Genomic DNA, 16,901 nt, shown 5'->3' with positions numbered 1-16,901 from the left:
GACTGTCGATGTCGATATCTTGTGCCACCGGCGGCGAATGCCGCCGGTTCGAGGCGTATCGAGGGTCAGTCGAGATCGTCGGCGGCGAGTGACTTCACCAGGTCGATGATCCTGCGGCGCACCTTGACGTCGGCGATCTTGACGAAGGCCCGGTTGAGCTGAAGGCCTTCGGGACTGCCGCAGAATTCGACGGCGAAAGCCATCGACGCATCCTCGGAAAAGCCGCGGCCGGCCACCGCTTCCTGGCCCGGCGCATCCTCGAAGAAGAAGGCGACGGGCACGCCGAGTATCGAGGCTATCGCCTGTAGCCGGCTGGCGCCGACGCGGTTGGTGCCCTTTTCATATTTCTGGATCTGTTGAAATGTGATGCCGAGATTCTCGCCCAGCTTTTCCTGGCTCATTCCGAGCATGTTGCGGCGAAGCCGGATGCGGCTTCCAACGTGAATGTCTATGGGATTGGGTTTCTTCTTGTTTTCTTCTGTCATTTTTTCCTCGCCGAATTTTTTCGGCTTTGTGATTTTTTCCCGCCCAAAAAAAGCCGGGGGCGACTGCCCCAACAGACCGATCCACCGACTTCGAGAAATTTTCAGGCGATACAGTATGAGTTTCTAATGTGTCGACTGTCAATTCACCCGTAGCCTTTGCCTTACGCTCAATAGCGCTCCTCCGAGCGCAAACAGCAACATGATCAGGATTCCGTTAATGCGCCGCTGGCCCGAGGAAATGACCGTCTGTCCGGAAATCGGCACCTTCACATCGATGGCTCCGCGAGCGTCGATGGCCAGTGCATCGACGATGCGTCCGTGTGGGTCGACGACGGCCGAGATGCCGTTGTTGGCAGCACGCAGCAAGGGCAATCCGTTCTCCACCGCGCGAATCTGGGCCTGCCTGAAATGCTGATACGGTCCCGGTGTGTCCCCGAACCAGGCATCATTGGTAACGTTCACAATAAGCTGCGCTGACGTAGCGTCAACTGCCACCAGATCGGGAAAGATCACCTCGTAACAGATAAAAGGCAGGGCACGGATGCCGCCCGGCAGTGTGATGGCGTGGCGCTCGTTGCCGGCGGTGAACGTCACCGGTCCGGCGACAAGCTGCGCGATGCCGAAACGGTTGAGCAGGTCGGCAAAAGGCAGGTACTCGCCGAACGGCACCAGATGGACCTTGTCGACGGCATCGACGATCTCGCCTCTGTCGTTGATCGCCACCACGGAATTGTAATAGCGGCTGTCGGTGCTGGCCGCCGAGCCGCCTTCCTCGCGAACGACGCCGGCGATCAGCATCTGGCCATCGGCCAGCATGTCGCCCAGCGCCGTCAACGCGTCGGGGCGCTCGGTGAAGAGGAACGGAACCGAGGTTTCCGGCCAAAGAATGAGTTGCGGCTTGCCGTGACCAGGGTCCGGCGCCTTGGCGGACAGGCCGAGCAAGGTGGCGAAGATGCGGTCGCGCACCGAGGCGTCCCATTTTTCACTGAGGTCGACGGAAGGCTGAACGATGCGGACATCGAGACTGCGCTCCGCCGGTTTTTCAGGAGCGGTAAGCCTGATGTAGCCGAAACCGACATGGGCTGACGCAAGCAGGATGAACAGTACCGCACCCAGGCGCAGATGCCGGCGCGCCGCCAGCAGCGCCGGTAATGAAAAGAGGAACACGGCAAGCACGTTCATGCCGATCATGCCGGTCACCGACACGCTCTGCATGAGGAGAGGCACCGGCATTGCCGCGTAGCCTATGGCATTCCAGGGAAAACCGGTGAACAGGAAGCCGCGCAGCCACTCCGTCAGCCCGAAGCCGAAGGCAAGGGCGGCGATGCGACCGATATCGCTGCTCCACAGAAGCCGGGCGACCATCGTCGCGAAGCCGTAGAAAAAGGCGAGTGCGAAGGGAATGCCGACCACGGCGAAGGGAAGCGCCCAGGCAAACTCATCGGCCTCGACCAGCAGCGCCGAGCCGATCCACCAGAGACCGGCGAGGAAATAGCCGAAGCCGAACCACCAGCCGACGGCGAAGGCCGGCCGCAAGCGTCTGAAAAGGCTGCCTGAAGCTTCGCCGGTCGCGCCGTCGAGCAGCCAGACCAGCAGCGGAAACGAGATGAAGCAGGCGGCGAAGAAATCGTAGGGCGCCTGGCCGAGCACAGCCAGCGCCCCGGCAAGAAAGGCCACGAGCGCACGCCGCCAACCCCAAAGCAGAATTATCCGGCCGGCCAGGCGCTCCATGCATACTTCCGAGTCGCGCGAATCAGGACGCAAGATTTATCAGGCCGCGGCCCGCGCTCCAAACGCCGGCTGATCAGCCGCAATGACCCAGCCACAGCTCTACCGGTGCCAGCCGTCGATGCTGAGACCGCTCAGCCGCTCGGCCTCTTCGCGGGAAACGCAACGGATGGGCTGGGTGAAGGTCCAGACATGGCCCTCGGGATCGCGAGCCCGATACTGGCGTTCGCCGTAGAATTGGTCCATCGGCTCCTGGATTATGTCGGCGCCGGCTGCCCGCGCCTGCTCGCAATGCGCATCCAGGCCATCCTTCAGCCTGCCATAGACCGACTGCGTGTTCTTGCCCGAGACCGAAGCCGGGCTCGCGACATAATCGCTCCATTCGGAATCGACGATGATAGTGCAGTCGCCGAACCGCATCTCGGCGTGGACGAGGTTCCATCGGCATCGCTCACCACCATTCTGCGCTCGAAGCCGAAAGCCGCTTCGAGCCACGCCAGCGCGGCACGCGGATCCCTGTAGAAGACACCGGAACCCAGACTTGAATGCTTGAACGGGTCGTCAACCGTCATCGGCAGCGGAAACTCAGGCCTGTTCGGTGCGGGCCGTGGCGCGGCGACGGCGCTCGCCCTTCTGGCTTTGCACGATTCGCACGCGCTTGACGCGGCGCGGATCGGCATCGAGGACATGGAACTCGAAGCCCGGAATGGCCTGCACCACCTCGCCGCGCGCCGGCACGCGGCCAAGCGTGTTGAAGATCATGCCGCCGATCGTGTCGACGTACTCGCCATGTTCGCCGGCGGCAAAATCCTCGCCGATCATCTTGGCGACCTCGTCGATCTCGGCCTTGCCGTCGACGATGAAGACGCCGTCGCCGGCCTGGGTGATCATCGGCTCGTCGTCGTCATGCTCGTCCTCGATGTCGCCGACGACCATTTCGACAATGTCCTCGAGCGAGACAAGGCCATCCGTGCCGCCATACTCGTCGATGACCAGCGCCATCTGCGTGCGCGTCGTCTGCATGCGGCCCATCAGGTCGGAAGCAAGCATCGAGGGCGGCACGAACAGGACCTGGCGGATCAGATTGAGCTCGCCGATGGTGCGCGCGAGGTCGACCTGGGCGAGATCGAGCTGCGTGGCGACGGGCGTCTTCCTGGTCGTGCGCCCCTTCTTGACGCGCGCGAGCTTGGTGATGTGGGCCAGCACGTCGCGGATATGGACCATGCCACGTGGATCGTCGAGCGTCTCGGAATAGACCGGCATGCGGGAATGGCCGGATTGTTCAAAGGTGCCCAGGAGATCGCCGAGCGTAGTGGTGATCTCGACCGCCTCGATATCGGCGCGCGGCACCATGACATCCTCGACGCGCACTTCGCGCAGCCGCAGGATGTTGTTGAGCATGGCGCGCTCGCCAGGCGAGAAGGATTCGGCATCGCTCGCCGTCTCGGCCAGAGCGTCAGCGATTTCCTCGCGCAGGCTGGTGCCGCTGCGCTGCCGAAACAGGCCCAAAACACGATCGAACAGGGAGGGTCCGGCAGGCGAAGGCTCGCTGGCTGCGCCGCCGGTGTTGGCAACACCAGTGGTAACGGTACTCGGACTTGATCCCTCTTCCGACGTATCGGAAGCCTTGGGCGCACTGCCGGCGTCGGGGCGGGCGGCAGTCTCTGGTTTGTCGTTCATCGTCGTCCGGTCAATTGTCAGATGTAGTTACGCGTAGGGATCGGGAATGGCAAGCCTTGCGAGCGCTGCGCGTTCGATGGCCTCCATCTCCTCGGCCTCGGCGTCGGTCTCGTGATCATGGCCCAGCAAATGCAGCAGGCCGTGGATCACAAGATGGGTGATATGGTTCTGCACTGGCTTGTCTTCCAGTGCCGCCTCGCGAGAAACCGTCTCGGCGGCGAGCACGATATCGCCCAGCATCGGCGGCAGTGGGCCGCCTTGCACAAACGGAAAAGCCGGGAAAGACAAGACGTTGGTGGGTTTGTCCTTACCCCGCCATTCGGCATTGAGCATACGTATATGGGCGTCGTCGGAAAAAACGACGCTGAGTTCGGAACGGCCCATCACACCGGTCTCGGTGAAAGCAGCACCAACCGCCCGATCGACTAGCCGTGTCAGGCTTGCCTCATCGGGCCAATCACCCGCTTCGACCGATATATCGATGTCGACGGGAGGCTCCCCGTCGCCGGATGAATTGTCCTCAGGCATGAAGCCGCATCGTCAAAAATCAATTCTCGGCGCCGAGGCCGCGCGCCAGCTTGGCGTCGCGGTCATAGGCCCTGACGATTTCCGCCACCAGCGGATGGCGAACGACGTCGACATCGTTGAAACGCACAGTGACCGCGCCGGCCACGCCATCGAGGACACGCAAGGCTTCGACCAGGCCCGATTTGGTGCTCGGGGGAAGGTCGATCTGCGTCGGATCGCCGGTGACGATCATGCGCGAATTCTCGCCGAGACGGGTCAGGAACATCTTCATCTGCATCGGCGTGGTGTTCTGCGCCTCGTCGAGGATGACCGCGGCATGCGCCAACGTACGGCCGCGCATGAAGGCGAGCGGCGCGATTTCAATGACTTCGGCGGCAATAGCGCGCTCGACCTTGTCGGCCGGCATCATGTCGTAGAGCGCATCGTAGAGCGGCCGCAGATAGGGATCGACCTTTTCCTTCATGTCGCCGGGCAGGAAGCCCAGCCGTTCGCCGGCTTCGACGGCCGGCCGCGACAGGATGATGCGCTCGACCATGCCGCGCTCGAGCAGCATCGCCGCGTGCGCCACCGCCAGATAGGTCTTGCCGGTGCCCGCCGGACCGATGCCGAACACGAGTTCCGACCGTTCCAGCGCCCGCATATAGGCGTCCTGGTTCAGCGAACGGGCATAGATGGTCTTCTTGCGGGTGGCGATCTGGGCCGCGGAGACCTTGCCCTTGCGCTCCAGCGTCGGCAGCGTCAGCTGATCGTCGGCGGCGACCGCCATGCGCACGGCGCCGTCAACGTCGGACTGGCCGATATCGACGCCCTTCTGCAGAATGCCGTAGAGATTGTCCAAGGCGCGGCGCGCCTGTTCGGCGGCCGAAGCCGACCCCTTGATGGTCAGCTGGTTGCCGCGCGAGCGGATGTCGACGCCGAGCTTCTGCTCGAGCCGGGCGAGGTTCTCGTCGAACTGACCGTAAAGGGCGCTGGCAAGCTTGTTGTTGTCGAAAGTCAGAACGATGTGCGCCATGTCAGAAGCCCCAGATGCCGGTACCGGGGGCAGGTTCTTCAGCTCTGCTGCGCTCAACCGTCTCTCCTCATCTGCCGAGACCATCAGGCCAATTCGGCGAACAGGCTATTGTAGCCCGTCTTCGTGATTCGCACCTGGATAATGTCACCGATTTCGCCGGCCTTTTCATCAACAATAACCGGCTGCAGCCAAGGTGAGCGGCCGACCTTCTGGCCGGCCTGCCGGCCGGGCTTCTCGATCAGCGTGTCGATGGTGCTGCCGACCAGGCTCGAACCGAAGTCCTGCTGCTGCTTCAACAGCAATGCCTGCAGGCGCTGCAGTCTCTCGTCCTTGACCGTTTCCGGGACATGATCGGCCATTTCGGCGCCCGGCGTGCCGGGACGCGGCGAATATTTGAACGAAAAGGCCGAGGCGTATTTCACCTGGCGCACCAGTTCCATCGTCGCCTCGAAATCGGCCTCCGTCTCGCCGGGGAAGCCGACGATGAAATCGCCGGACAAAGCGATATCGGGCCGGGCAGCGCGGATGCGGTCGAGCAGCGCCAGATAATCCCTGGCCGTATGCCTGCGGTTCATCGCCTTGAGGATGCGGTCGGAGCCCGATTGCACCGGCAGATGCAGATAGGGCATCAGCGACGGCAGGTCGCGGTGGGCTGATATCAGTTCGTCATCCATGTCGCGCGGGTGGCTGGTGGTGTAGCGCAGCCGCGCCAGGCCGGGAATTTCGGCCAGCCGGAACAGCAGGCGGCCAAGGCCCCATTCCTCGCCGTTCTCGCCCTGGCCGTGCCAGGCATTGACGTTCTGGCCAAGCAGCGTCACCTCGCGCACGCCGGCCTCGGCCAGGCGCTCGGCCTCGGCGACGATCTGCGCCACCGGCCGCGACACTTCCGAGCCCCTTGTATAAGGCACGACGCAGAAGGTGCAGAACTTGTCGCAGCCTTCCTGCACGGTGAGGAAGGCGGTTACTCCGCGCTTGATGACCTCGGCGCGCTTGGGTTGCGGCAGATGGTCGAACTTGTCTTCGATGGCGTAGTCGGTCTCGACGATCTTCTCGCCGCCGCGCACCCGCGCCAACACGTCGGGCAGACGGTGATAGGTCTGCGGTCCGATGACCAGGTCGACGGCCGGCGAGCGCCGGATGATCTCGGCACCCTCGGCCTGCGCCACGCAGCCGGCGACGCCGATTAGCAGTTCGCGGCCGGCAAGGGCGCGCTCCGCCTTCATGTCACGGATGCGGCCGAGCTCGGAATAGACCTTTTCGGCCGCCTTCTCCCTGATATGGCAGGTGTTGAGCAGCACCAGATCAGCCTCGTCGATGGCATCGGTCGCGGTGTAGCCGTCGGCGGCCAGCGCATCGCCCATGCGCTGTGAATCATAGACGTTCATCTGGCAGCCATAGGTCTTGATGAAGACCTTTTTCGCTGCCGTGGCGCGCTTTGCCGACTGTCCGGCCACCGTGCCAATGTCGTCGCTTTCAATCGTGTTCAAGTCCATCCGGCGGCTTCTAACGCCTTTCCGTGACAAAAAACAGACGATTCTCGGTGTGCATGCGCAGGCGCAGGGTCCGGGCTAGCGGCTCGGGCGCGGATCGGCGAGTGCCGCCTGCATCATCTCGCGCACCTGGCTTTCCATCAGCCTGGCCGTTTCCTTGCGATTCGAGCCCTTGGCAAAGGCGACCGGCTGGCCGAAATGCACTTCGACGTCGAGCGCGCCCTCCGCCATCAGCACCTTGAGATGCGGCATCAGGTCCTCGTCGCCGATCCAGGCCGAGATCGGCCGGTGGCGACGGCCGAGCGGCACGCCGTGCAGGCGCGTATAGGCGATCGCCACGGGCTGGATGAACACCTGCTCGGCCGCGCCCTCCGAAAGCGCCATCGAGGCGGCGCCGAAGAGCGTGCTCTTGAACGGCAGGACGGCATTGCCGTCACCGGTCGATCCCTCCGCGAACAGCACCATGGCATCGCCCTTGGCCATGCGATTGGCGATCTCGCTTGCCTGGTCGCCGGAAGAACGCTTGCGTTCGCGCTCGATGAAGACAGTGCGCTGCAGTTTCGACAGCATGCCGATCAGCGGCCAACCTTCCATATCGGCCCTGGCGATGAACTTCACATCGGCAAAGGACCCAAGCACCATGATGTCGGTCCAGGAGATGTGGTTGGAGGCAACCAGCAAGGGGCGCTTGTCGGATAGCGTTCCCTTGACATGGACGCGCATGCCGAGCGCCCTGAGGATCAGCCTGTGCCAGATCTTGAGAATGACGGTTTCCGGCCACCAGCCGGTCTTCATCGACAGGATCTGCAAAGGCACCAGGACCAGCGAACCGGCGACGACAAGGCCCAGGGCCAGGAAAATCCTGATTTTTCCGATCATACTGTCCTGGCCCTGCCATTACAGCGCCGCGCGTCCTCTTGGATGCGCAAAGGACGCTGTAACACCCTAATTGTGGCGCATGATCCTTTCCGAAAATCGGAACCGATTGTCGGGGCCATGCGGCGTCTCGCTAGCGAAGATCGCGGCGCATGACAAGCGCGCCGGTCGGTCCGCGATCGGGCGACTTGTAGTAGTCCGGGCGCTTGCCGACTTCGCGGAAGCCCAAGCGACGGTAGAGGGCGATCGCGGCGACATTGGTCTCGTCGACCTCGAGGAACAGCGCTTCGGCGCGCTGGGCGTGCAGTTCGCGCAGCACCGCATCCATCAGCTGCCAGCCCAGTCCCTGGCGGCGGTGCGAGCGCGCCACCGCGACCGTCAGGATCTCGCCCTCGCCAGCGGCCAGACGGGCCAGCACGAAGCCGACAGGCGGCTTGCCGCCCTGTCCGGTCTCGCGTGCGGCGTAACCGAACACGGTGTCCTGTTCGAGCAGGGCGGCGAACTCGCCATCGGTCCAGGGACGGGCAAAATCCTCACGATGCAGCACCGAGACCGCGGGGCTGTCGGTGATCCTGAGCGGCTCGAGCGCATAGTCCCGGCGGCGTGGTTGGAGAAAAGGTATGCGCATTAATTTTGTTGCCTCGAAAGAATAAATCCGGCTTGCGGCTTTGCATCCGCGCCGCGCAGGTAAAGTGGTTTCGGCCTTTCGCCCTCGCCCTTGGCGGCGGCCAGACGGGCGTAGGTGAGAATATCAGCGGTCGCCGTCTGTGGCCCGATATCGAAACCACGGCCGTCCAAGCCCGCGACCTGTGCCGCTGCGGTACCTGCCAGCACAGCAGAGTTGTCCATCGCCAAGGCAGTGGCTTCAGGCAGCGTGGTCACTGCTGGACCGTAAGTTAAAACTAACGCTTTGTCATACAACGCTGCGTGGATCTCCTCGCGGCCGGCATCGAGCGCCGCCAGCACCACGCGGCCGGGAAACGCAGTTGCGGCCTCGGCGGCGAGCGCTTCGAGCGTCGTCACGCCGATCGCCGGAATCTTTAATGCCAGTGCCAGGCCACGCGCGGTCGACACGCCGACGCGCAGACCGGTGAAGGAGCCGGGGCCGACGGAAACGGCAATGGCGCCAAGGCCGGGATAGTCGGTTGCGGCGGCGTTCAGCGCCTCGGCGATGACGGCCATCAGGTGCTCGGCATGGCCCTTGCCGAGATCGAGCACCGCGCGGCCAAGCTCCCGCCCGGCCGCCGCGTCGTAGACGCAGGCGGCGCAGAGGCTGGCGGCACAGTCGATGGCAAGCACTTTCATGAAACGACCGGTTCCGAGAAACACTTCCCTGTGCCCGCCAGGGCGCGCCACCGCAAGCATAATTTGTTAAGCGGCTTCGGTTCCGCCGGCGCGCTGTCAGACCGGTTCGATGCGCAGCACGTGGTTGTCCCAGACATAGTCCGGCTCTGACCGTGTCGCGCCGCTGCCCTCGATAATCTCGCCGGCGCCCGTGGTGGCCATGAAGCCCGATCCGTCCGGCGCCAGGCCGCAGACCTCGACCAGCGCGCTGGACGATACGATCCGGCCGCTGGCCGCATCGATCACGACAAGCGAATTGCCTTCCGGCGACGAGACGGCAATGGTGCCGGCAGCCGAATTTGCGGCAACCGAGCCGATATAGTTGCGAAAGCCGGACAGCACGTCCCGCGGCATGTCGAGAAGCCGCAACTCCTTGCCGCGCACGGCGCGGCCGACCAGCAGCGGACGATCCGTACCCGGCCCCCGGTACTGGCAGCCAAACCAGACGGTGCCAGATGGGTCGGTGTCCATGTGGCGGATCGACAGCTGGTGCAGGGAAGCCGGCAATTCATGCTTTTCGATCAGGTCACCGGTGAGGCGGTCGATGAGCACATAGGACGGCTTCATGGTGGCGATGTTGAGCTCGGCACGGCCATAATCGGGATGGGTCTCGATGCCGCCATTGGCGACCGCGATCGTCCGGCCGTCGCCGATGAGCAGGAGTTCGTGCGGGCCTACGCCATAGGTCGGGAATTCGCCGATGCGAGTGAATTTCGCCCGCGCATCGTAGACGCCGACGACGCCGGCCGCATTGTCGAAATCGTTCTCGGTAGCATAGAGCAGCGCGCCGTCGGGCGAGAACACGCCATGGCCGAAGAAATGCCGGCCGGCGATGCTGGCGATGGTCTGCGGCGCGTCACGGCCCGAATGATCGAAAACGACGGCGAAGGTGCCGGGCTGGCGGGCGAAGACCACCGAACGCTTCGATACGGGATCAAAGGTGACGTCATGGCCGCGATCGGGCAGGTCGATCGCATGCAGCACCTTGCCGGCCTCGGACAGCACGGCGGCACCAAAACTGCCGTCGCGCTTGACGAAAGCGGTGGCGAAAACGGCGTCGGCGGCAAGCGTCTTCGCCCAGGCCGACGGCGCCATCGCGGCAACGAAGCCGACACCCCCGGCCTTGAGGAAATCCCGGCGATCGATAAGCGGCGTACGCATGCTCAGTCCCCATCCAGCGAGGAAAACCCGGCCGTCAGGCCGAATTCTGCGGTCAGCCGGGTCCCGATCAGGGTCGACAGGCTGGAGGTGATCAGCGCGAAATGCTCGAGTTTTTCGCGCAGCGCCGGATCGGCGAGCGTCTTGTCGATCGGACCCTGAATGGATTTTGCGGTGGCGACGCCGTTGACCAGCTGGATATGGACGGACTCCGCCATCCAGCGTGCATCGGGCGGCAGAGCATCGCCAAGTTTCGAGGCCTGGAACAGCGCGTCCACGCCGGCGAGATTCCCGGCCAGCGCATTGGCGGTGTTTTGCGACCGCCAGTAGATCGCCTGTTTCGGTTTGTCGGCATCCGGCTTGCCGCCAAGGAACCCCTTCAGGCGGACATCCCTCATCATTTCCAGCTCGTTGATGAAAACACCGACCAGTTCGGTGACCGCTTCGTTGCCGTCGCGGTAGAGCGCGTTCTGCGGTCCCGGATTGGCCCAAAGCGCCGCAAAGCCGTCCGGCTTGTTCCAGGCCGCGCTGACGTCACCGGCCATGGTTTCGATATTGCCGGCAACCGCCGCGCCATAGGCGCAGCGATAGGGATCGTCCTTGCCCGCCAGCGCATCGGCACCGTCGCCGAAAAGCACGAATTCCAGCGCGCCCAGCCCCTGCATGGCGACGCTCTTGCCGGCCAGTTGTTTCGGATCGGTGGCGGTCGGATCCTTGTCCGCCAGCGCCGCCTGCACCTGTTTGAGGCCAATGCTCTTGCGATCCGGCCAGTAGAGCGTGCGCTCCAGCCGGTTGTTCTCCTTGATCGGTCCGAAGCCGATGATTTCGGCCGACGACCAGGCATAGACCGTGGCGGAAAATTCGGCCCGCACCGCATCGAGTTCCCCTTGCGAGGGCGCTTCGCAGAGCCTGTGCATCGCTTGCGTCAACGCTTCGGCATGCTGGTGCAAGCCGGCATAGGCCGGACGGACAAAGCCGTCGATCGCCCGCTGGATGATGTCGGAGGCTTTTACCGCCGCCGAAGCGGGGAAAATACCGAGCAGAGCCAGCGGAAGGACGAGAACCAGTGTAGAGCGCTTCAACATCACAGTGACTCCAGGAATTTGACCAGCGCATCGCGCTCGGCCGCGTTGGCGGAGGCAAAGCGGTCGCGCGCCTTCTGCGCCTCGCCACCATGCCACAGGATCGCCTCGGTCAGGCTGCGCGCGCGGCCATCATGCAGAAAGAAGGAATTGCCGTTGACGGTTTCGGTGAGGCCGACGCCCCACAGCGGCGGGGTGCGCCATTCGCTGCCCGTCGCATCGCCCACCGCCTGGCCGTCGGCCAGGTCAGGCCCCATGTCGTGCAGCAGGAAGTCAGAATAAGGCCAGATCAACTGGAAGGCCTGCGCCTTTTTGGGCGCGTCGCGGCGGGTGACGAATTTCGGCGTGTGGCAGGAAACGCAGCCGATCTCGTAAAAGAGCTTCTTGCCGGCGAGCACATCAGGCGCAGCGAGGTCGCGGCGTGCAGGCACGGCCAGGTTCTGCGAATAGAAGGTGACGAGATCCATCACCGGCGGCGGCGCCTCGACCGGACCGAGGCGGGCCTGCACGCCATTCGGCATGGCCAGGCATTTTGCCTCAGCGGCGGTGCAATCGCCCCAGTGCTTTGGTTCTTCCGGCGTCGAGATGCCGATGTCGCCGGCGAAGGCGTCCGCCGCCTGCTGGCGGATCGTCGCGGTCTGTGCTTTCCAGCCGAAACGGCCAAGCGTCAGGTTGCCACTCAGCCCGTCACGCACAATGTTCGGCTTGCCGGAGATGCCGTCATTATTGCGGTCTTCCGGATCGGCGTGAGCAAGAATATCGGCCGGTGCGATCTGCTCGATCAGGCCAAGGCCGATCATCGGCGGCGTCAGACGCGGCGACAGCGTGGTGCGCGGATCAAGCGGCCCATAGGCGAGATCGGGGACGGAATAGCTGGGCTTGCGCAGGGAAACCGCCGTGCCGTCCGCCAGCGTCACCTGCCGTTCCTGATAATCGACGCGCATCCGGCCTTCGCCGCGCAAGCCGGGCACAGCCAGCTCCTGCAATTGCGTTCCATAGACCGGGTCGGGGAAATTGGTCAGCTCGCGGTCGGCAAGGGCTGCCTTTTCCTCGGCGTTGCTGGCATCGCGCGCCAGCCGCAGGAACATCGAGGTGGTGCCGGTATCGCCTTGCGGCGGGCGACCGCGGCCGTCCTTCAGATGGCAGTTCTGGCAGGCGCGTTCGTTGAAAAGCGGACCCAGCCCGTCCGACGCCTGCGTCGAAGATGGCGACGACACCCAGTTCTTGCGGAAGAGGGCGTTGCCGAGCTTGAAAGTGCCCTCTTCCTCGAAGGTGATGTTGGCTGAGGATTGGGAGAAGGAATCGCGGCTGACGTCCTTCCGTGATGTGCCGGCGCCACCTTGCATCAGTTCGAACGGCTCGGGCTTGGAGAAATCCGTGGTCGGCCTGGTGACGGCGGCGACGCGCGCCTGATCCTTGGCATTGAGGTCGCTGCGCGTGGTGGCGAGCCCGGCCGACTGAAGCTCACCGGCAAGCGCGGACGATGTCAGCGCCAACACGAGAATGGCGCAACGTCGACGAGCCAATCCGGCAGGTCTGTTCAGGCGGAACGGCGAGCCGTCGGCCCGCCGCAAGCGGCGCGGGAATTCTAGCAGGCGCCGCATTCCCGCATGCCTTTACTCCGCCTCGTTGGCCGAGTCGGCGTTGAGCTGGCCATATTTCTCCTCACCGATCGAGGCGAGCAGGTCGAGCTGCGTCTCGAGGAAGTCGATGTGACCTTCCTCGTCAGCCAGCAGATCCTCAAACAGTTTCATCGTCACGTAGTCGCCCACCTCATGGCAGATTTCGCGCGAACGCTTGTAGGCCGTGCGCGCGTCATATTCGCCGGCAAGGTCGGATTCGAGCACTTCCTTGACGTTCTGCCCGATGCGCAGCGGCGCCACGGACTGCAGGTTCGGATGGCCTTCAAGGAAGATGATCCGGGCGATGAGCCTGTCGGCGTGGTGCATCTCCTCAATCGATTCCGCCCGCTCCTTCTTGGCCAGCTTCGTGTACCCCCAATCCTCCAGCAGACGGAAATGCACCCAATATTGATTGACAGCTCCAAGCTCCAGGAAAAGAGCCTCGTTAAGCCGCTCGATGATCAGACTTTCGCCTTTCATGGGTTCTGCTCCCGTATTGGACGCGCAGGCCTCTGACGCGATCCAGGTGTGAAACGACATCGACGCCGCTCGCCTCGGAGCGGGCGTGGTAACTTTCGGTAACCCGAATGATCGTTTCGACCACATTTGGGAAACAGCCGCAACAGCGGCCACGCTTTTGCATCGCGTGATAGACCTTGGCCGGCACGATGAGTTGCCAGGGGTCCAGGTCCAGCAGCCCGATGATCGTCTGTTCGATCTCCTTCTCGGTGATGATGTTGCAATGGCAGATCAGCATTTACAGTGCTCGGATGGCTGACGGCGCCTCCCGCGCCGTGTGGCTTGTTCAGGTCCCGGAGCCCATTCCGAAGCCGATTATCAGCTTCCGGCCAGGCTCCAGGTTTCGGCGCTTACTTGAACACCTTGTCGGGTGCGTCGAGGCTGTCGGATCCTTCGAAGGCGATGGCGTTGAGTTTCAGCGAGCCGACCGCACGTTCGATCGATTTGGTCTGGTCGATCAGCGCGTCGATCGCCGCCTGCACGGTGGCGTTGCCCGCCGCGTTACCCTCGGCGATCTGCTGGTCATAGGCCTCGCCGGCCTCGGCCCGCGCCTTGATCGCCTCCATCTTGGCGACGGTGACGTCGAGCTTGTCGGACAGTTCCTTGTCGATCGCCGGATCGGCCGCCTTGACCATGTCATGCACCGAAGGTCCGGAAACGACAGTGCCGTCGAGGCGCGTGTAGCTGGCCAGGTAGGCGGCGCGGATACCGATCGCATCATAGAGGTGCGAATTGTAGGTGTTGTCGGAGAAGCAGTCTTGCTCCTCCTCCGGATCATGCAGCATCAAGCCGAGTTTCATGCGTTCACCGGCCAGTTCACCGTAGGACAGCGAGCCCATGCCGGTGAAGATGACCGAGATCGCCGTGTTCGGTTCGCCATCGACCAGGTTCTTGCGTGCGGCCCCGTCTGCCTTCCAGTCGTTAACCATCTTCTGCAGGTCCGAAACCAGAAGGGTGGTGACGGACTTCAGATATTCGGCACGGCGGTCGCAATTGCCGCCGGTGCAGTTCTTGAGGTCGTAGTCGGTGTAAGGGCGCTCGCCGGCGCCCGGGCCGGTGCCGTGCAGATCCTGGCCCCAGAGCAGGAATTCGATGGCGTGATAGCCGGTGGCGACATTGGCCTCGACGCCGCCGGCTTGCTGCAACGTGCCGGAGAGGAATTCCGGCGAAAGCTTCGAGGCATCGACCTTCTTGCCGTTGATCTCGATTTCCTTGTTGGCGATCACATTGGCCGTATAGAGCGAATTCGTGTCCGATTCCGTGCCGTAGCTCTTGGCGACATAGTCGATCAGGCCTTCGTCCAGCGGCCAGGAATTCACCTCGCCTTCCCAGTCGTCGACGATCTTGTTGCCGAAGCGGTAGACCTCGGTCTGCTGGTAGGGCACGCGCGATGCCTTCCAGGCATCGCGGGCGGCATTGAGCGTTTCCACCGAGGGGTTGGCCAGCAGCGCATCGACGGCCTTGTCGAGAGCCTGCGCCGTGGTCAGTGAATCCTCATATTTGGCAAGCGCGATATCGGAATAAGTCTTGATGACCGCTTTCGCGTCGGTTTCCGCCTTGGCAGGCAGCACGAACACCGCCGCCGTCAGCAGCGCCGTGGCACCAATCGCCGCCAGCCTGCCGCCATACCGTGCTGTCATTATCACTCTCCAGTTTCTCGGAAATTCCGTAAGCGGCGCGCGCGGCGACCGGCGCGGGGCCACGTCGTTGCCAAAGGCGCCAAGACTTGCCGCGCCATTGCGCGGTTCGGGGAAAAAAGACACCAAAATGCCTCCAATCGAACGGGTTCAAGGCCCAGACATCAAAGGGATGCGCCAATACGCAGGCTCCCATAAAGCTTCGGCGCCGATGGAAGTCAACGAAAATCTACGGGAAAAGCCAATTGAAACAATAGTTTAGAATTATTCTAAACTACAGAAGTCAACTTTACACCTCGGCTGTGCCGGCTTCGCTGTCGAACTGTACGATTGACAGCCGCCGTTCCGGGTGCGACCCGCAAACGCTCTCTTGCGGCGGCGCCAGACAATTGCCACCTGCCGAGAGATCCTAGGATCGAAACAGGATTTGGAACGCGATGAAGAACGGCGTGGTCATTGTCGGTGCGGGTCATGCGGGCGTGCAAGCGGCCGCCAGTTTGCGCGAGGACGGCTATGACGGGCCGGCGATCCTCATCAGTGACGAGAACGAACTGCCCTACCATAAGCCACCGCTGTCGAAGACCTTCATCAAGGATGCCGAGGCCAAACCGCAACCGCTTCGGGGTGAGGCGTTCTATACCGGCAACGCCATCGACTACCGACCGGGCGTGCGGATCGAACGCATCGATGCCGGCGGCCGCAGCCTGGAGATATCAGGCGGCGGCGTGCTTGCCTTCGACCATCTGATCCTGGCGACCGGGTCGCGCCCGCGCCTCCTGCCGCTGCCTGGCTCGGATCTGTCCGGCGTCCTGTCGCTGCGTTCGCTGGCCGATGCCCGGCGGATCCGCGACTTGAGCGCACGGAGCGAAGATGTCGTCATCCTCGGTGGCGGCTTTATCGGGCTGGAGATCGCCGCGACGCTGCGTGCGGCCGGCCGCACGGTGACGGTGGTGGAAGCGGTCGACCGGCTACTCGGCCGCGCCGTGGCGCCGGTGGTGGCAAGCCATGTCCGCCAAAGGCTGGAAGCGGCCGGCGTGCGCATCCTCACCGGCACCTCGATTTCAAGGCTCGAAGGCGAAAACGGTCATGTCGTCGCCGCCATGACCTCGTCGGGTGAAAAATTGCCGGCGCGCATGGTTATCGTCGGCATCGGCGCCGTGGCCAATGTCGAACTGGCGCAGGACGCCGGCCTTGCCATCGCCAACGGCATCCGTGTCGATCACCAGATGCGCAGTTCGGTGCCGGAAATCCTGGCCATCGGCGACGTTGCCTCCTACCGACACTGGTTCACCGGCGGCGATGTGCGGCTGGAATCGGTACAGAACGCCACCGACCAGGCCCGCCTCGCGGCGCGCACGATCACCGGTCACGCGGATGCCTATTCGGCGGTGCCATGGTTCTGGTCCGATATTGGCGACATGAAGCTGCAGATGGTCGGGCTGACCGCCGGCGGCGACAGCCATGTCGTGCTGGGCGACCTGCCCGACAACAAGTTCTCGATCTACCACTATGCCGGCGACCGGTTGCTCGGCATCGAGTCCGTCAACCGCCCCGGCGACCACATGCTTGGCCGCAAGATGCTGGGCGCCGGCTTCTCGCCGACGCCGGAGACGGTGGCAATGGGTCCCGAGGGGTTGAAGGCGGCTCTGGCTGCCTTTCAGCAGGATGAGCCGGCAAGAGCTGCGGGATAGCCGCCTTACCCTCCCCCTTGTGGGGAGGGTCGCTGCGAAGCAGCGGGGT

16 protein-coding genes and 1 pseudogene are annotated in these 16,901 nt (G+C 63.6%); 1 reads left to right on the top strand and 16 read right to left on the bottom strand.

Features of this window, described 5'->3' with window-relative positions:
- Positions 1–65: 65 nt before the first annotated feature.
- The 16 genes and pseudogenes from ACLGL5_RS10460 to ACLGL5_RS10385 form a co-directional block, all read right to left on the bottom strand.
- A complete protein-coding gene (locus ACLGL5_RS10460; RefSeq protein WP_027047724.1) occupies positions 66–485 on the bottom strand; it encodes a helix-turn-helix domain-containing protein in 420 nt (139 codons plus the stop codon).
- Positions 486–623: 138 nt separating this feature from the next.
- On the bottom strand, positions 624–2,216 hold the full coding sequence (gene lnt, locus ACLGL5_RS10455; protein ID WP_069090935.1) for an apolipoprotein N-acyltransferase: 1,593 nt from the start codon (positions 2,214–2,216) through the stop codon (positions 624–626).
- 99 nt (positions 2,217–2,315) lie between these two features.
- Positions 2,316–2,785, bottom strand: a pseudogene (locus ACLGL5_RS10450) (VOC family protein).
- Positions 2,786–2,798: 13 nt separating this feature from the next.
- Positions 2,799–3,893: a hemolysin family protein gene (locus tag ACLGL5_RS10445; RefSeq protein WP_069090934.1), complete on the bottom strand. Its 1,095-nt coding sequence runs from the start codon at positions 3,891–3,893 to the stop codon at positions 2,799–2,801.
- 27 nt (positions 3,894–3,920) lie between these two features.
- A complete protein-coding gene (gene ybeY / locus ACLGL5_RS10440; RefSeq protein ID WP_019863064.1) occupies positions 3,921–4,421 on the bottom strand; it encodes an rRNA maturation RNase YbeY in 501 nt (166 codons plus the stop codon).
- A gap of 19 nt (positions 4,422–4,440) precedes the next feature.
- A complete protein-coding gene (locus ACLGL5_RS10435; protein ID WP_019863063.1) occupies positions 4,441–5,433 on the bottom strand; it encodes a PhoH family protein in 993 nt (330 codons plus the stop codon).
- 83 nt (positions 5,434–5,516) lie between these two features.
- Positions 5,517–6,926, bottom strand: a complete 1,410-nt coding sequence (gene miaB, locus ACLGL5_RS10430; protein ID WP_038652024.1) for a tRNA (N6-isopentenyl adenosine(37)-C2)-methylthiotransferase MiaB — start codon at positions 6,924–6,926, stop codon at positions 5,517–5,519.
- A gap of 75 nt (positions 6,927–7,001) precedes the next feature.
- Positions 7,002–7,802, bottom strand: a complete 801-nt coding sequence (gene olsA, locus ACLGL5_RS10425) for a lyso-ornithine lipid O-acyltransferase (protein ID WP_038652022.1) — start codon at positions 7,800–7,802, stop codon at positions 7,002–7,004.
- 130 nt (positions 7,803–7,932) lie between these two features.
- On the bottom strand, positions 7,933–8,427 hold the full coding sequence (rimI, locus tag ACLGL5_RS10420; protein ID WP_069090933.1) for a ribosomal protein S18-alanine N-acetyltransferase: 495 nt from the start codon (positions 8,425–8,427) through the stop codon (positions 7,933–7,935).
- Positions 8,427–9,104 (bottom strand): tRNA (adenosine(37)-N6)-threonylcarbamoyltransferase complex dimerization subunit type 1 TsaB, encoded by a 678-nt coding sequence (gene tsaB, locus ACLGL5_RS10415; RefSeq protein WP_038652020.1) that lies wholly within the window; start codon positions 9,102–9,104, stop codon positions 8,427–8,429. Before tsaB ends, rimI begins: the two co-directional genes overlap by 1 nt.
- A 96-nt stretch (positions 9,105–9,200) precedes the next feature.
- Positions 9,201–10,304 carry a DUF1513 domain-containing protein gene (locus ACLGL5_RS10410; protein ID WP_069090932.1) on the bottom strand — a complete coding sequence of 368 codons (1,104 nt, stop codon included), beginning with the start codon at positions 10,302–10,304 and terminating at the stop codon, positions 9,201–9,203.
- Positions 10,305–10,306: 2 nt separating this feature from the next.
- On the bottom strand, positions 10,307–11,386 hold the full coding sequence (locus ACLGL5_RS10405; RefSeq protein ID WP_019863058.1) for an imelysin family protein: 1,080 nt from the start codon (positions 11,384–11,386) through the stop codon (positions 10,307–10,309).
- Positions 11,386–12,987, bottom strand: a complete 1,602-nt coding sequence (locus ACLGL5_RS10400; RefSeq protein ID WP_069090931.1) for a di-heme oxidoreductase family protein — start codon at positions 12,985–12,987, stop codon at positions 11,386–11,388. Before ACLGL5_RS10400 ends, ACLGL5_RS10405 begins: the two co-directional genes overlap by 1 nt.
- A gap of 12 nt (positions 12,988–12,999) precedes the next feature.
- Positions 13,000–13,485 carry a bacterioferritin gene (gene bfr, locus ACLGL5_RS10395; RefSeq protein WP_019863056.1) on the bottom strand — a complete coding sequence of 162 codons (486 nt, stop codon included), beginning with the start codon at positions 13,483–13,485 and terminating at the stop codon, positions 13,000–13,002.
- Positions 13,451–13,762, bottom strand: a complete 312-nt coding sequence (locus ACLGL5_RS10390; protein ID WP_038652007.1) for a (2Fe-2S)-binding protein — start codon at positions 13,760–13,762, stop codon at positions 13,451–13,453. Before ACLGL5_RS10390 ends, bfr begins: the two co-directional genes overlap by 35 nt.
- A 112-nt stretch (positions 13,763–13,874) precedes the next feature.
- Positions 13,875–15,164 (bottom strand): imelysin family protein, encoded by a 1,290-nt coding sequence (locus ACLGL5_RS10385; RefSeq protein ID WP_069090930.1) that lies wholly within the window; start codon positions 15,162–15,164, stop codon positions 13,875–13,877.
- 434 nt (positions 15,165–15,598) lie between these two features.
- On the opposite strand from ACLGL5_RS10385, the gene ACLGL5_RS10380 reads away from it, so the two are divergent.
- The gene (locus tag ACLGL5_RS10380) at positions 15,599–16,852 is read left to right on the top strand and encodes an NAD(P)/FAD-dependent oxidoreductase (protein WP_069090929.1); all 1,254 of its coding nucleotides are present in this window, start codon (positions 15,599–15,601) and stop codon (positions 16,850–16,852) included.
- The last annotated feature ends 49 nt before the right edge of the window (positions 16,853–16,901 follow it).

It is taken from the genome of Mesorhizobium sp. U510 (assembly GCF_059180695.1).
The sequence above is the reverse complement of the archived record's forward strand: the minus strand, read 5'-3'. Positions and strand labels throughout refer to the sequence as shown.

Bases quoted from the DNA above. Each gene is read 5' to 3' on its own strand.
- ACLGL5_RS10460 (WP_027047724.1), bottom strand. From the start codon at position 485: ATGACAGAAGAAAACAAGAAGAAACCCAATCCCATAGACATTCACGTT.
- lnt (WP_069090935.1), bottom strand. From the start codon at position 2,216: ATGGAGCGCCTGGCCGGCCGGATAATTCTGCTTTGGGGTTGGCGGCGT.
- ACLGL5_RS10445 (WP_069090934.1), bottom strand. From the start codon at position 3,893: ATGAACGACAAACCAGAGACTGCCGCCCGCCCCGACGCCGGCAGTGCG.
- ybeY (WP_019863064.1), bottom strand. From the start codon at position 4,421: ATGCCTGAGGACAATTCATCCGGCGACGGGGAGCCTCCCGTCGACATC.
- ACLGL5_RS10435 (WP_019863063.1), bottom strand. From the start codon at position 5,433: ATGGCGCACATCGTTCTGACTTTCGACAACAACAAGCTTGCCAGCGCC.
- miaB (WP_038652024.1), bottom strand. From the start codon at position 6,926: ATGGACTTGAACACGATTGAAAGCGACGACATTGGCACGGTGGCCGGA.
- olsA (WP_038652022.1), bottom strand. From the start codon at position 7,802: ATGATCGGAAAAATCAGGATTTTCCTGGCCCTGGGCCTTGTCGTCGCC.
- rimI (WP_069090933.1), bottom strand. From the start codon at position 8,427: ATGCGCATACCTTTTCTCCAACCACGCCGCCGGGACTATGCGCTCGAG.
- tsaB (WP_038652020.1), bottom strand. From the start codon at position 9,104: ATGAAAGTGCTTGCCATCGACTGTGCCGCCAGCCTCTGCGCCGCCTGC.
- ACLGL5_RS10410 (WP_069090932.1), bottom strand. From the start codon at position 10,304: ATGCGTACGCCGCTTATCGATCGCCGGGATTTCCTCAAGGCCGGGGGT.
- ACLGL5_RS10405 (WP_019863058.1), bottom strand. From the start codon at position 11,386: ATGTTGAAGCGCTCTACACTGGTTCTCGTCCTTCCGCTGGCTCTGCTC.
- ACLGL5_RS10400 (WP_069090931.1), bottom strand. From the start codon at position 12,987: ATGCGGCGCCTGCTAGAATTCCCGCGCCGCTTGCGGCGGGCCGACGGC.
- bfr (WP_019863056.1), bottom strand. From the start codon at position 13,485: ATGAAAGGCGAAAGTCTGATCATCGAGCGGCTTAACGAGGCTCTTTTC.
- ACLGL5_RS10390 (WP_038652007.1), bottom strand. From the start codon at position 13,762: ATGCTGATCTGCCATTGCAACATCATCACCGAGAAGGAGATCGAACAG.
- ACLGL5_RS10385 (WP_069090930.1), bottom strand. From the start codon at position 15,164: ATGACAGCACGGTATGGCGGCAGGCTGGCGGCGATTGGTGCCACGGCG.
- ACLGL5_RS10380 (WP_069090929.1), top strand. From the start codon at position 15,599: ATGAAGAACGGCGTGGTCATTGTCGGTGCGGGTCATGCGGGCGTGCAA.